This window comes from Phascolarctobacterium faecium DSM 14760, assembly GCF_003269275.1.
Taxonomy (GTDB): Bacteria; Bacillota; Negativicutes; order Acidaminococcales; family Acidaminococcaceae; genus Phascolarctobacterium; species Phascolarctobacterium faecium.
Map to the genome: position 1 here is coordinate 76,800 of NZ_QLTS01000004.1, position 13,633 is coordinate 90,432.

The window sequence follows — 13,633 nt, forward strand, 5'->3', positions numbered from 1 at the left end:
GTGCCAAAAACTATTACGAACGCCACTGTTATTGGTCAGCGTGTTTTAAACGCTACTACAAAATTAATAGAAGTTTATGCTCCCGAGATCGCCAAAACGGCGGTCCCGGGACAATTCGTGAATGTGCAGGTCTGCAAGAATACGGCTCCGTTGCTTCGCCGTCCTTTTGGCGTTGCCGGAGTAAATGCGGATAATGGTACTTTCATTATGATCTACCGCATTATTGGCGAGGCTACTCATATTCTGGCAGAAGTGTGCAGTGGAGATAAGCTGAGTATCGTAGGTCCTTTAGGCCATGGCTTCGCTATGGAGGCTGAACGTCCATTGCTGGTTGGTGGTGGTCTGGGACTGGCGCCGCTGCTGTATTTGGCAGAAGGATTCTGTGCGCAGAACAAGCCCATAGAGATTTTGATGGGAGGGCGTTCGGAAGAAGAACTGTTTTGGACAGATTTGTACGAAGATATTTGCCAAAATATCCATATTACGACAGATGACGGCAGTTGTGGTGTGCAGGGGACAGTAATTGCTCTTTTGCCGCAGCTTTTAGACAGCGGTAAATATGACTGCGTCTATGTCTGTGGGCCTGTGCCGATGATGAAAGCTGTAGCTGAAGTTGCTGACGAAAAAAATATAAAATGTCAGGTTTCTTTGGAAAAGTATATGGCCTGCGGTCTTGGCGCTTGCTTGTCCTGTTCGTGCAGTGGTATAGGCAAGCGGCTTAAGGTTTGTACCGACGGCCCGGTATTTTGGGCCGAGGAGGTGGGCGAATGGTAAAAGCATTGTATGATGGACGGTTGGCGACAAATATTGCCGGCTTGAAAATGAAAACACCGATTACCACAGCTTCCGGTACTTTTGGCTTTGGACTGGAATTTACCGACTTTCTTGATCTTGAAAAAGTAGGGGCTGTTACTGTTAAAGGTACCTCCTTAGAACCGCAGCCGGGGAATAAGGGACAGCGTGCTGTTGAAACTCCGTCAGGGATGCTCAACAGTATCGGACTTGAAAATCCTGGTGTGGATTATTTTTTGGAAACAACGTTGCCGCAACTGCGTCAGTATGACGTACCGGTAATAGTTAATATTTATGCCCATTCCTATGAAGATTACGGCAAGGTTGCCAAAAAACTGGATGTAGAAGGCGTTGACGCTTTAGAAATAAATATTTCCTGCCCAAATGTCAAAGAAGGAGGCCTGGTTTTTGGTACCTGCCCTGACAGTGCAGCTGAAGTAGTTAAAGCGGTAAAAAGCAATACGTCTAAAATGGTGATTACCAAGCTTTCACCCAACGTGACCGATATCGTAGCCATGGCCCAGGCTGTAGAAGCGGCGGGAACTGACGCTATTTCACTGATCAACACCTTGATTGGTATGAAAATAGATATTGACAGGCAAAAGCCGGTTTTAGGCAATGTTATCGGCGGACTTAGCGGTCCGGCTGTACGTCCTGTTGCAGTGCGGATGTGTTATCAGGTTGCTCAGAACGTACATGTGCCTATTATCGGTATGGGCGGCATTATGACAGCAGAAGATGCGATAGAATTTTTTCTGGCAGGTGCCAGCGCAGTTGCTGTAGGAACTGTTAATTTTACCAATCCTTGTATTGCAGAAACTATTTCACATGGTATTTTGGAATATATGGATAAGCATGGCATTAAAAAACTTAAAGATATGATCGGTTTGGCGTTGCCAGAAGGTAAGATCCATCTGAAACGCGCTGTAAAACGTTAAGGGGGTGGCAGGATGAATCATGACGATCGTTTGATCGTAGCTTTGGATTTCCCCACAATGGAACAGGCTAAAGCAGTAGTATTGGAATTAGGAGATAATGTCAGCCATTATAAGGTTGGTATGGAGCTTTATTATGCTGCGGGAAGTGAAATGATACGCTTCCTCAAAGGTCATAATAAGCAGGTGTTTCTTGACTTAAAATTACAGGACATTCCCAATACCGTTGCAGGTGCTTTGGCGGTTCTTACTGGTTTAGGTGCAGATATGATGAATGTACATGCCGTAGGCGGTAAAAAGATGATGCAGGCAGCTGTTAAATCTGTGCGTGAAGCTGCTGCAAAATTGGGACGCCCGGCGCCGAAACTGATTGCTGTTACTATTTTGACCAGTATGGATGATGAGCAGTTTGGTGATCTTAATTATAAGAACACTATTGCAGAGCAGGTTATTGCTTTGGCAAAGCTGGCACAGGAAGCTGGCATGGATGGTGTCGTTGCCTCGCCACAGGAAGCTGCAGGTATTCGAAGTGCCTGTGGTCCCGAGTTTTTGATCGTTACTCCCGGTGTACGTCCGGCTGGTGCGTCTATAGATGACCAAAGCCGTATCGCTACTCCTGTCGGAGCATTTAAAAATGGTTCCAGCCATATCGTAGTAGGGCGTCCTATTACTAAAGCAGAAGATAAAATTGCTGCGGCACAAAGCATCGTAGCAGAAATCAGAGGTGTTTGATATGTTGCAAGAAAAAGAAGTAATGCAGCTTTTAGAAGAAACTGAAGCCGTGCTTCACGGACATTTTTTGTTGACCAGTGGTTTGCACAGCCCTATGTATGTAGAAAAATTCAATGTGCTGCAGCATCCTAAATACACAGAAAAGCTTTGTCAGGAGTTGGCTGAACGTTATGCTGCTGATAATGTAGAACTGGTAGTAGGTCCAATGACAGGCGGTATCCTGCTGGCGCACGAAGTTGGTAAAGCGCTTGATACCCGTGCTATTTTTACCGAACGCGAAAATGGTAAAATGACTTTAAAACGCGGTTTTGAGATTCCAAAAGGAACTCGTGTACTGATCGTTGAAGATATTGTTACAACTGGCGGCAGTGTTATGGAAGTTCTGGATGTTGTTAAAGAACATGGCGGCATTCCTGTCGGTATTGGGCTTTTGGTTGACCGCAGCGGCGGTAAAGTTGATTTTGGTATTCGTACTGAAGCTTTACTGCATCTTGATGTACCAACATTTAAAGAAGAGGACTGCCCACTTTGTAAAGAAGGTAAGCCTTTTACTAAACGTGGTCGTACCGGAAAATAAATTGTACAGTGTTAATAGTATGAAAATAAAGTCCGATCGCTTATAATAAAGTGATCGGACTTTATTTTCATATGATTTTTGTTATAATAGAGACTGCGTGTAAAAGGGGGAAAAAAGATGCATATTGTAATCAGAGATCATATTTTAGAAGGAGATAATCTTGATGAACTTGCCGCCTGCTTGCTAAGATGGATGCCACCTTTAGTGCCGTGGATGCTTGATCTGCAAAAGGAAGTAAAAGAGCAGGCGGGTGAATATGGAAGTGAAGGCAAGGCACTGTTAGCTATTGTCAAAGCTAATCCTGATAAATATAAAATAGATTATCAAAGTAAGGACAGTCCTTTTTTATAATTAGTAACCAAGGGAGGTCAGGCATTACAGCTGACTTCCCTTGGTTTTATTTTAGACATATTAAAATAAAAAAGCTGCAGACATCGTCTGCAGCTTACTTTTGCGTGGCAGGGGCAGTAGGAATCGAACCCACAACCAACGGTTTTGGAGACCGCTACTCTACCAGTTGAGCTATACCCCTAAAATGGAGCGGAAAACGAGATTCGAACTCGCGACCCCCTCCTTGGCAAGGAGGTGCTCTACCACTGAGCTATTTCCGCAAATGGCGACCCGGATGGGACTCGAACCCACGACCTCCGCCGTGACAGGGCGGCATTCTAACCAACTGAACCACCGGGCCATTTGTCAGTAGTCCTGACAGATATAAATAATACCATAAAACCATGAATGATGCAAGGATTTTCTGTAATTTTACTAAATTACTTTTCAGCGGCTTTGCAAAATAATCGTTTTAGCGTATAATCATAAGTAATATCAACGATAGTACTGTTTCGTTGAATAACCAAAGTAAATAAGGAGGATGTATCATGCTCAAAACCCCAGATTGGGCTGCAGGAGCCGAATATCTGCGTGAACATGCGCCTGAGCTGATCCCATTGATCGATAGGTTTCCTGTGTGTGAATTGAAACCTGAGCCAAAGGAGAAGTATTTCGGGACATTAGTTACAGGTATTGTTTCACAGCAGTTACCACCTGATGTCAGTCTGCAATTACTGGAAAAACTAGGAAAATTTTTAGGAAATCCACTGCAGCCACAGGCGGTAGTGGAAGTTTCCATTGAAGCCTTGTGCGAACAGGGACTGGTAAAACAGAAAGCCGAATATTTGAAAAGTTTTGCTGAAGCAGCTGTTGCAGGTCAGGTAACTATAGAAAAATTTTCTGAAATGACTGATGCTGAAATAACTAAGCAGCTTGTCCAAATTCGCGGTTTAGGGCAGTGGACTATTGAAATGTTTTTATTGCTTGCCTTGTGCAGAACTGATGTCATTCCTTCGGCTGACTTTATCTTTAAGAAAGAATTAAAACTTCTTATGGGATTAAGTGATATTCCCAAGCGTGGGCAAATTTCTAAAATAACCGAGCATTGGCGTCCATGGCGTTCTTTAGGTGTATGGTATTTATGGCAGTTTGCTGCTGAAAAAGAGCAGGAAGAAAAAGTTGTTAAAAAGAAAAATTAAAAGACCGCAATGCGGTCTTTTTGTTTTTTATGATTGTAAACTGTTTGTGAGAACAAAGATATTTCAAAAGAAAATGATATAATGAATAAAGATATAGATAGAAAAGGAGGTTATAATATGCTGGACAAAAAGGTTTTGCTCCAAATAACTCTTATACTATGCTTAGTCACTTTTGTCAGTGATGTTTTTGCCGAACCGATAAGTAAAAAGCTTTCTAAAAATGAAGAATTATATCCACAGGGATGGTCTGTCGGCGATCAGGTAAAGTTTAAGAAAAATACTGTGGTTATGATCAATGATTCAGGTGCCGTTATAAGCGGAACTCTAGCAAATGATACATTTTTACGACCACAGGGTTGGCAGCGTATTATCAATGATTATTATTTTATTTCAGCGTATACGAACGGAGGAAATTTTTTCCCTCGTCACTATCGTTATTGGAATAACAGTAATCTATATAGCATTGCTTTACCAAGTTATGGGCACGTTCGTTACAAAGGCGGAACTGCGGTTTCTTTCAGTGCAGAAGGGACAGTAACCAGTGGAACTGTGGCCAATGACATTACAATCGGTATAGGTGATAATCAATATGGCTTTGTGACTTTAAAAAGCGATAGTATTGTGGGTTTTTATGATGATGGTGCTGTAAAAATGGGTACTTTGGCAGAAGATACTAAACTGCGCCCTATTGGCTGGCAGAATAATGCCGTAGACTTGGATAATGCAGGGTTTGTTGAATTTAAAGCTAAAACTGAAATTAATTTTAGTATCGATGGGTATGTTTTGAAAGGAAGTCCTAAAAAAGCTTTGATTTGGAAAAATAATGGTATTGACAGCACTTTTCGAGCAGATGAGGCAGTTGAATTCACAGAGCAGGGCGCGGCAAGTGCTGCAGAATAAATATTGTTAATAATGTTTATTGCAGATTATTATCAATAAGTAGTTGCAAGCGCATAAAGAATATGGTAGAATTATAAACGATTTAAGATGTATTATTAAATTAAAATTGAATATTGTAGAAAATTGGTGCCAGAGATTATAAAATTTCAGCGGCTTAATAGGGAATCCGGTAAAATCCGGAGCTGTCCCGCAACTGTAATGTGGAGCACTGTAATGCGAAACCATTGGACTAGTGTCTGAGAAGGAATTGCAGTGCGATGAAACAGAGCCAGGAGACCTGCCAGTTTTTTAATAATCCTTTTATGACTTGCGATGTACGGGTCGGATACATGAATCGCAGTGTCGTTATTATCAGTTTGGTGTGGTTAGCCGAATGATATTTGCGACGCTTTGTTTTTCATCATGTATCCGAAAGTCTATTTGGTCAACTGGGGAAATGGCGCAGACTATATGCTTTCGAATATGGTCTGCGTTTTATGTTGTCCCGACATTTTACATCGTGCAGGAAAGGAATGGAGCAAATGAAGAAGATTATTTTGGAGAAGAGTACTTTATTAACGCTGTTAGTCACCAGTGGTGTATTTATGGGGGGGACGTGCGTTTTTGCAGAAGAGCCTGTAGAGAGATTTACTTTAGGTGAGTTTGTAGTTACGGCAAGCCGTGTAGCAACTAATAAGTCTGATACTCCTGCTAATATCAGCGTTATTACAAAAGAAAGTATTGCTGATAATAATTACAGCGATGCCGCTGAAGCTATCAGTAAAATTCCCGGGGTCAATGTTCTTGGCAGCGGAGCAAAAGGTACAAGTATGGGACAGGACAAAATTTTGATTAATGGAGACGAGCGCGTTTTAATACTTGTCGACGGACGGCGCGTTAATTTAGGAAGTAGCGGTAATTACAGTGCAGATTGGCTTCCGCCTGTCAATGCTATTGAACGAATAGAAGTATTGAAGGGTGCAGGTTCAGCTTTATATGGTACAGATGCCGTTGGCGGCGTTATAAATATTATTACAAAAAAAGGCAGTGAGTTGGAGAGCCATGTTACTGTCCGTGCTGCTTCCGGCTCATGGAATACCGAGCAGTACGGTATTACTGCTGGTGGTGCAACTGAAAACGGTTTGGGGATATTTGTCAGTGCCAGTAAAGATCGTCGCGGCAACTATAGCTATAAGGATATTGACGGCGATGTTAAAACTATGCCAAACTCCGGTTTTAATACAGATGGTGTCAACCTGAAACTGGATCAGCAGATTGGGAAGGACAACCGCATTACCATGCAGTTTGAACACTTGAATACTGAAGGCGGAGCTCCTTTTGGTTATTATGGTATTACAACCACAGATAAGCATAAAAGATTGAATAATAATCTTTCTATGCGTTATGATTGGAAAGAAAGTACTGATAATAGCGGTTATATGCAGATATATAGAAATCACCATCATGCACAATTTTTAAGTCCTGATAAAGATAATAAATCAGACTTTATTGATAGTACATGGGGTGTTGATTTGCAGCAAAGCTTTAAATTGAGCGAAAAGAATAATTTAATTACGGGTATAAGTTATTATAAAACTGAAGTGAATAATGATGTAATGTTTGACGGAAAAAAAGAAATAGATAATCAAGCTATATTTCTCGAAGATCGCTGGAAGTTTGCAGATTCTTGGCAGTTGAATACAGGATTGCGTTTTGATCATCACAGTACATATGGAAGTGAACTGACTCCGCGTATATCTTTGAATAAAAAACTTAATGAAGATACCAATGTTTATTTATCGTGGGGCAAAGTTTTTAAGGCACCAACAGTACAAGATTTATATTGGAAACAAAATATGCCTTATGAATATAATGGTGTATGGTATGACAGTTGGACGTTAGGAAATCCTGATTTAAAACCAGAAAAAGGTAATGTTTGGACACTTGGAACCAATACTAAAATAAGTGAAAAGACAAATTTTACTGCCAGTGTTTTTTATAGTGATATTAAAGATGCCATTGCGTGGAAAGGCAATAGTAATGGTGCATATCAGGCGTTTAATGTTGCTAAGGAAAAGCGCAGAGGTATGGAATTAAGTATAAACCATTATTTTAACGATAATTTATCGGGGTATTTGTCGTATACCTATGCAAAATCTGAGCGTAATGATGGATATGGATGTGTAAATTACGATAATATAAAGCCAAATATTTATAGAGCTGGTATAAAATATAAAAATGAAAAGCTGATTTTAAACATGGATTTGAATGTTGTTAATGGGCAAGTACTGATGTACACTAATGGTTATGATTCTTATGGATATGCTGATAAATCCTATTTTACTTTAGATTTAGGAGCTCAGTATAAAATCAATAAGGATGCGAAAGTTTTTATTAAAGGATATAATTTAACTAATGCCCGTTATCAGGAATATGGTGGTAAATATAGTAATGGTGAGGCAAAATATCCGATGCCATCACGCAGTTTTATTGTGGGTATGGAGTACAATTTTTAATGAAACAGTTATTTAATTATTGTTCATTGCCAATGTATGAAGCCGATTTGTCCGATGTTCAGCAAAATCTGCAGAGCTTTCTTAAAGAGTTTGAATTATCTGGTATTGAGCAAAGGGTATATCAACCTTTAGGGCAGGTGCCATACAAGGATCTGACGCTAGGAGTACATTTAAATTATTGGCCGGAATGGATGAGTTTTTTTTGCGGCAATCAAAAGTTGCTTAGGCAAAGCTTTAATAGTGAACAGCAGTTAAAAGATTATTATGGCGGTGCAGCGAATGCAGAAGAATGGCTTAATGTCATAAAAAGCAACTTGCAGGCTGCATTATCAGTACATCCGGAATATTTGGTATGGCATGTTTCCAATGCCGGAAATGAAGAAGTTTTTACTTTTGATTTCAAATATAATGATGAACAGATATTAAATGCAACAGCAGCTGTATTTAATAGTGTTTGCCATATTATTCCAGATAATGTCATCGTACTTTTTGAGAATTTATGGTGGCCGGGGCTGAAACTTTTAGAGCCGGGACTGGTAGAAAAATTTTTCTCGTTATTAAAAACAAAGAACGTTGGAATTATGCTCGATACAGGACATTTAATGAGCACAAACATGTATTTAACTGACGAACTGGCTGGCATCGCTTATATATGTCAAGTATTGGATAAATTAGGAGATCTAAAGCATCTGATCAAGGGTGTGCATTTAAGCTGCTCACTTTCAGGAGAGTATCAGCAGCAGTTTGCCAAAGTGGTGCCGCCGAAAATCGATTTTGCAGCATTGCTGATGCATATCGCAAAAATAGATCGACATATGCCCTTTAGCGATACTGGAGTGTCTGAGATTTTAGAAAAGGTACAGCCGCAATATTTAGTTCATGAATTATTTTATGACAGTTTGTCAGATATGAGCGTCAAGTTATCTCAACAACAAAAAGCCTGTGGTGTTAGGAGCAGATGAGATGAAAATATTTTTTAAAAATATGATGACATTGCTGGCGTGTTTGATGTTTTTAGTGTGCAGCGGTTGCGGCATTAAAGCAGAAAGTGATAAAAACAAGGTTGCTTACAGTGTAACTGATGTTACTGGTACGGTGATCGAGTTTTCAGAGAAACCTAAAAGAATAGTTTCAATGGGAATAGGCAGTGATGAAATATTGCTGGAGTTAGTTGAGCCGGAACGCATTGCTGCACTTACTTATCTGGCTGACGATGCTGGTATTTCATCGGTCAGTGTTAAAGCTCAGGTAATTAAAGGCAGAGTGCAGCGTAATAATCTGGAAGCAATTTTATCTTATGCTCCTGATCTTGTGGTAGTACCTGATTGGGATGGGATAGACTTTGTTGGTCAGCTTCGGTCTGCCGGAATAAAAGTTTATGTTCATAAGACACCTAATACAATGCAGGAAATCAAGGCTAATATTGCTGAGCTTGCTGCTGCTGTCGGAGAAGATGAGCAGGGATACCTATTGCAGCAGCAAATGGATGAACGATTGTCTGCAATTTGGTCTAAAGTCGGAAAAATAAAACCAGAACAGAGAAAAAAGATTGTGGCACTGTCTTTTATGGGGCCAATGGGTATCAAGGGTTCATCTTTTGATGATATGTGCCATTATGCAAATATTATTAATGCTGTTGAGAATCTTGATATTCCTAGAAATGCTGCTTTTTCAGAAGAACAGATGCTTTTATTGGATCCAGATATTATTTTGGTGCCAAGCTGGGATTACAGTGGCACAAAAAATACTGGTGAATTTCAACGTCAGATTATGACTAATGAAGCATATCAGGGGATTAAGGCTATTCGTAATCATCAAGTTGTTCAAGTTCACGATAGGTATTTGTACAGTACTTCTCAATACGCTGTTAATGCTGTAGAGGAATTGGCTGCTGTTAGTTATCCGGAGCTATATTAGGAGGCTTAAATAATGTCCGGTCGATGTGAGAATTTATACATTGATCGGGCATTTTTGTATTGACACTAAAGTTAAAGAGTGTTAAAATGCAATAGAGTTAGCTACAGCTAACTCTATTGCATTTTATTTTATGAATAAAGTTGTTTATATTGATTTAAATATAGAATGTTTTTGGTTGAAAACAGTGAGCTATTTATTTTTAAGGGAGGCAGTTTATTGATGAGAAAAATTGCGATTTATGGCAAGGGCGGTATTGGCAAGTCTACTACTACTTCAAATTTATCGGCGGCATTGGCGCTTAAAGGTTATAAAGTAATGCAGGTAGGTTGTGACCCTAAGTCTGATTCAACTAAGAATTTGATGAAGGGGATGCGTATTCCTACTGTTTTAGAACAGCTTAAAGAAAAGGGGGAAGCTTTAGAATTAAAAGATATTGTTTTTGAAGGCTTTGGTGGCGTCCTGTGTGTAGAAGCAGGAGGTCCTACACCTGGTATAGGCTGTGCAGGGCGCGGTATTATTTCAGCTTTTGAAAAGCTGGAGGAGTTGAAGGCTTTTGAAATCTATAAGCCGGATATCGTCATCTATGACGTGCTCGGCGACGTTGTTTGCGGCGGTTTTGCAATGCCTATCAGGGGTGGTTATGCCAGAGAAGTGTTTATTGTTTCTTCAGGAGAGATGATGGCGCTTTATGCGGCTAATAATATTGCTCAGGCGATCAAAAACTTTGGACGCAGGGGTTATGCTCGCTTGAAAGGCATTATTTTGAACGCTAAAAATATTGAGAATGAACAGGAACTGGTGGCCAAGACTGCCGCTGAGATTGAAACCGAGGTCGTAATGTATGTTCCACGTTCGGGAGATATACAAACAGCTGAAAATCAGGGCGGTACGGTTAGCGAATTTGTACAGGCTTCGCCGATGGTCAAGATCTATCAGGAGTTGGCTGATAAAGTTTTAGAAATGAGTGAAGATACTAAGGGGGATGAATAATGAAAAATAAATTGTTGCTGTTGGCAGTAGTCGTTATAGTAGGTGCGCTTTTGTATTATTGCTTTAATACAGGCAATAAAAGTGAAGATGTGTCGGCTGCTGCCGGTGAAACTTATAAACTTGAGTATACACCTACGCTGCAGGCTTATGGTTTTACTGAACCGGTTATTTTAAAAGCAAAGCCTCAGCGAGTCGTATCTTTAGTGCATACTCCGGTTTTGGCACTGTATGAGATGGGTATTAAACAGGTTGCTGTGCCCCAGGCGGCGATGCTGGAATGGCCTGCAGATTTGGTGAAGGATGCAAAGCTGCTGAATGTGTCGATGAATTCTAATTTTGATATCGAATCAGTTATTGCTTTGGAACCAGATCTGGTGATAGTAGGTTATCAGTCTAAGGATACTTATGGGAAAATTCTGGATCGTGAAAAAATACCTGTTTATTATGTTGATGCCGGGCATGTTGTATCTTATGAGTCGATCAAGGAATTGACTGACGTACTGATCAAAGCCTTTGGTCAACATAATGCAGGTGCTGAAGCTATTACGGACAGGTTCAACAAATTGGAAGCCAGAATGGCCGAAAAAAGACAGGAAAATAAAGGGCAAAAAGTTATGGTGCTGCAATCAGCCCCGCCGCGTCATTATATACAGGGTAAAGATGGGACTTTAGGCAGTATGCTGGATATGCTGGGGTACGAAAATGTGTATCAGAACAATAAGATGGTATTGATTGATCTGGAGCAGGCTTTATCTTACGAACCGGATTTACTGTTTTGTGTAGGCGGTTCTAAAACTGCGGCAGAGCATCAGCAGGTAATGGAAGAGGATTTTGCCAAAAACCCTGAATACTGGAACAATATTAAGGCGATACGCGAACATGAGGTTATTTATCTGCCGATAAAATATGTTGCGACAGCCGGGATCAATGTTATTGATAATATAAATGAATTGATCGATATTATTGATGCGAAGAAGCTGAAACAAAATGGGTAAAGAAGTAAATGTCCTGCGGGTAAGTATGGTTTGCCTGGTTTTAGTGGCAGTATTATTATTGCTGGCTGTTGTTGCGCTGGGAGTTGGTAGTGCCGGGTATTCGCTGCAGCAGATCATACAGGCTCTTTTTTATGATGAAAGCGGACCGGTGAGGGTAGTTGTTTATAATTTGCGGTTACCGCGTCTGATTATGGCAGTCGAAGTAGGGGCCTGCCTTGCTGTTGCAGGTGCTCTTTTGCAGGCTGTCATGCGTAACCCTCTGGCTGATCCTGGGATTATAGGCGTCTCTGCCGGTGCGGCTACTGCGGCAACGACGATTCTACTGTTGTTTCCGACTTTGGTTTCATCAGTGCCGCTTTTTGCTTTTGGCGGTGCGGCATTGGCCTGTGTACTTATTTATTTGCTGGCCTGGCGCGATGGGATTGATACTGTCAGAATAATTTTGTCCGGTGTTGCGATAAATACGGTTTTGGGAGCGTATAACTCCTTTTTGCAATTATTGAATTCTGATAATCTTTCCAGTGTTTTATCTTTTATGAACGGCAGTCTTTCGGGACGTTCCTGGGATCATGTTTATATCATTACGGTGTATTCTTTTATTGGTCTTGTTTTAGGCGTATGCTGTATAAAAAATGCCAACATTTTGCAGCTGGGTGACGAAATGGCTCAAAGCCTGGGTGTAAATGTAACTTTTGTACGTATCTTTTTATCTGCGGTGGCTGCTTTTTTGGCAGCTGCGACGGTAGCAGAGGCCGGTATGATCGGTTTTGTAGGGCTGGTTGTCCCGCATATTGCGAGAATGATGGTTGGCTCCGACTATAAAGCACTGCTGCCGGTGAGTATGCTTTTGGGTGCGGTGATTCTTCTGGCGGCAGATACTTTGGGGAGGACACTTATACCTGGGATGGAGATACCTGTAGGTATTGTTATGGCAGTTACCGGCGGACCGTTTTTCTTGTATATGTTAAGAAAGAAGGGCAAAGTAAGTGGAAGTTAAGGGTGAAAAATTAGAGATCGGTTACGATGGGCGTATTGTAGTCAGGGAAATGGATATTACTGTAAAAAAAGGTGAGATCACGACTATCGTCGGCCCTAACGGTTCAGGTAAATCTACTCTGCTGAAAGCGCTGACACGATTGCTGCGCTGTAGTATGGGCTGCGTCTATCTGAATCAGGAGGATCTGTACAATATCGACAGTAAAAAACTTGCCAAATGTATTGGTGTTTTGCCGCAGCGCCATTGCGCACCTCCTGATTTTAAAGTCAGAGATTTAGTAGGTTATGGGCGCGTACCCTATCAGAAGTGGTACGAACATAATACGGAAGAAGATGAAAAGATAATAGAGTGGGCCTTGAAAGCAACAGGTACCTGGGCTCTGCGGGATAAATCTATTCAGGAATGCTCGGGCGGGGAATCGCAGCGGGTATGGATAGCTACCGTATTGGCGCAGCAGCCGGAAATTTTGTTTTTGGATGAGCCGACTACATATTTGGACATTGCGCATCAGCAGGAAACGATGAAACTTGTAAAAAGGCTGAACCATGAGGCGGGGATCGGCGTAGTGATGGTCCTGCACGATTTAAGTCATGCGCTGGAGATCAGTGACCGGATCATAGTTTTGAAAAATGGCTGTAAGTATGGTGAAGGTCGTCCGCAGGATATTATCACACCTAAAATGATGCGTGAGGTTTACGACGTAGATTGTGATGTAGTGCAGATTCCTGGGCGTAAGAAGCCTTTAATTATGTTTAAAGAAATAAGTTGATAAAA

General features: G+C 41.1%; 14 protein-coding genes, 3 tRNA genes and 1 riboswitch. Of the genes, 14 read left to right on the plus strand and 3 right to left on the minus strand.

All coding sequences use genetic code 11. The features are described 5' to 3' along the window. From C8D73_RS06405 to C8D73_RS06425, 5 genes are all read left to right on the plus strand, one after another. Complete coding sequence (locus C8D73_RS06405) at positions 1 to 774, plus strand: dihydroorotate dehydrogenase electron transfer subunit (protein ID WP_113077680.1); 774 nt, start codon at positions 1 to 3, stop codon at positions 772 to 774. Beyond that, on the plus strand, positions 768 to 1,730 hold the full coding sequence (locus C8D73_RS06410; RefSeq protein ID WP_021716933.1) for a dihydroorotate dehydrogenase: 963 nt from the start codon (positions 768 to 770) through the stop codon (positions 1,728 to 1,730). Before C8D73_RS06405 ends, C8D73_RS06410 begins: the two co-directional genes overlap by 7 nt. 12 nt (positions 1,731 to 1,742) lie before the next feature. Further along, the gene (gene pyrF / locus C8D73_RS06415; protein ID WP_021716932.1) at positions 1,743 to 2,459 is read left to right on the plus strand and encodes an orotidine-5'-phosphate decarboxylase; all 717 of its coding nucleotides are present in this window, start codon (positions 1,743 to 1,745) and stop codon (positions 2,457 to 2,459) included. Position 2,460: 1 nt separating this feature from the next. After that, the gene (gene pyrE / locus C8D73_RS06420; protein WP_021716931.1) at positions 2,461 to 3,036 is read left to right on the plus strand and encodes an orotate phosphoribosyltransferase; all 576 of its coding nucleotides are present in this window, start codon (positions 2,461 to 2,463) and stop codon (positions 3,034 to 3,036) included. A 117-nt stretch (positions 3,037 to 3,153) separates the two neighbouring features. Beyond that, a complete protein-coding gene (locus C8D73_RS06425) occupies positions 3,154 to 3,387 on the plus strand; it encodes a hypothetical protein (protein ID WP_113077681.1) in 234 nt (77 codons plus the stop codon). 105 nt (positions 3,388 to 3,492) lie between these two features. On the opposite strand, the gene C8D73_RS06430 is transcribed toward C8D73_RS06425, so the two are convergent. The 3 genes from C8D73_RS06430 to C8D73_RS06440 all read right to left on the minus strand — a co-directional run bounded on the left by C8D73_RS06430 (position 3,493) and on the right by C8D73_RS06440 (position 3,727). Then, positions 3,493 to 3,568: transfer RNA gene (locus C8D73_RS06430), tRNA-Trp, on the minus strand. Between the two features lie 4 nt (positions 3,569 to 3,572). Continuing rightward, positions 3,573 to 3,647 (minus strand) — tRNA-Gly (locus C8D73_RS06435). A gap of 3 nt (positions 3,648 to 3,650) precedes the next feature. Next, positions 3,651 to 3,727 (minus strand) — tRNA-Asp (locus C8D73_RS06440). A 187-nt stretch (positions 3,728 to 3,914) separates the two neighbouring features. On the opposite strand from C8D73_RS06440, the gene C8D73_RS06445 reads away from it, so the two are divergent. The 9 genes from C8D73_RS06445 to C8D73_RS06485 all read left to right on the plus strand — a co-directional run bounded on the left by C8D73_RS06445 (position 3,915) and on the right by C8D73_RS06485 (position 13,628). Next, the gene (locus C8D73_RS06445) at positions 3,915 to 4,565 is read left to right on the plus strand and encodes a DNA-3-methyladenine glycosylase family protein (protein ID WP_113077682.1); all 651 of its coding nucleotides are present in this window, start codon (positions 3,915 to 3,917) and stop codon (positions 4,563 to 4,565) included. A gap of 117 nt (positions 4,566 to 4,682) precedes the next feature. Beyond that, complete coding sequence (locus C8D73_RS06450; protein ID WP_113077683.1) at positions 4,683 to 5,465, plus strand: hypothetical protein; 783 nt, start codon at positions 4,683 to 4,685, stop codon at positions 5,463 to 5,465. 107 nt (positions 5,466 to 5,572) lie between these two features. After that, positions 5,573 to 5,764, plus strand: a riboswitch (cobalamin riboswitch). 213 nt (positions 5,765 to 5,977) lie between these two features. After that, on the plus strand, positions 5,978 to 7,960 hold the full coding sequence (locus C8D73_RS06455; protein WP_170123181.1) for a TonB-dependent receptor plug domain-containing protein: 1,983 nt from the start codon (positions 5,978 to 5,980) through the stop codon (positions 7,958 to 7,960). Beyond that, on the plus strand, positions 7,960 to 8,922 hold the full coding sequence (locus C8D73_RS06460; RefSeq protein WP_113077685.1) for an apurinic/apyrimidinic endonuclease family protein: 963 nt from the start codon (positions 7,960 to 7,962) through the stop codon (positions 8,920 to 8,922). Before C8D73_RS06455 ends, C8D73_RS06460 begins: the two co-directional genes overlap by 1 nt. Before the next feature lies 1 nt (position 8,923). Next, complete coding sequence (locus C8D73_RS06465; RefSeq protein ID WP_113077686.1) at positions 8,924 to 9,877, plus strand: ABC transporter substrate-binding protein; 954 nt, start codon at positions 8,924 to 8,926, stop codon at positions 9,875 to 9,877. Between the two features lie 219 nt (positions 9,878 to 10,096). Next, positions 10,097 to 10,867, plus strand: coding sequence for a nucleotide-binding protein (locus tag C8D73_RS06470; protein WP_113077687.1), 771 nt, complete (start codon positions 10,097 to 10,099; stop codon positions 10,865 to 10,867). After that, complete coding sequence (locus tag C8D73_RS06475; RefSeq protein WP_021717844.1) at positions 10,867 to 11,862, plus strand: ABC transporter substrate-binding protein; 996 nt, start codon at positions 10,867 to 10,869, stop codon at positions 11,860 to 11,862. Before C8D73_RS06470 ends, C8D73_RS06475 begins: the two co-directional genes overlap by 1 nt. Beyond that, positions 11,855 to 12,859, plus strand: coding sequence for a FecCD family ABC transporter permease (locus tag C8D73_RS06480; protein ID WP_249033585.1), 1,005 nt, complete (start codon positions 11,855 to 11,857; stop codon positions 12,857 to 12,859). Before C8D73_RS06475 ends, C8D73_RS06480 begins: the two co-directional genes overlap by 8 nt. Beyond that, entirely contained in the window at positions 12,849 to 13,628 is a 780-nt protein-coding gene (locus tag C8D73_RS06485; RefSeq protein ID WP_249033586.1) for an ABC transporter ATP-binding protein, read from the plus strand. Before C8D73_RS06480 ends, C8D73_RS06485 begins: the two co-directional genes overlap by 11 nt. The last annotated feature ends 5 nt before the right edge of the window (positions 13,629 to 13,633 follow it).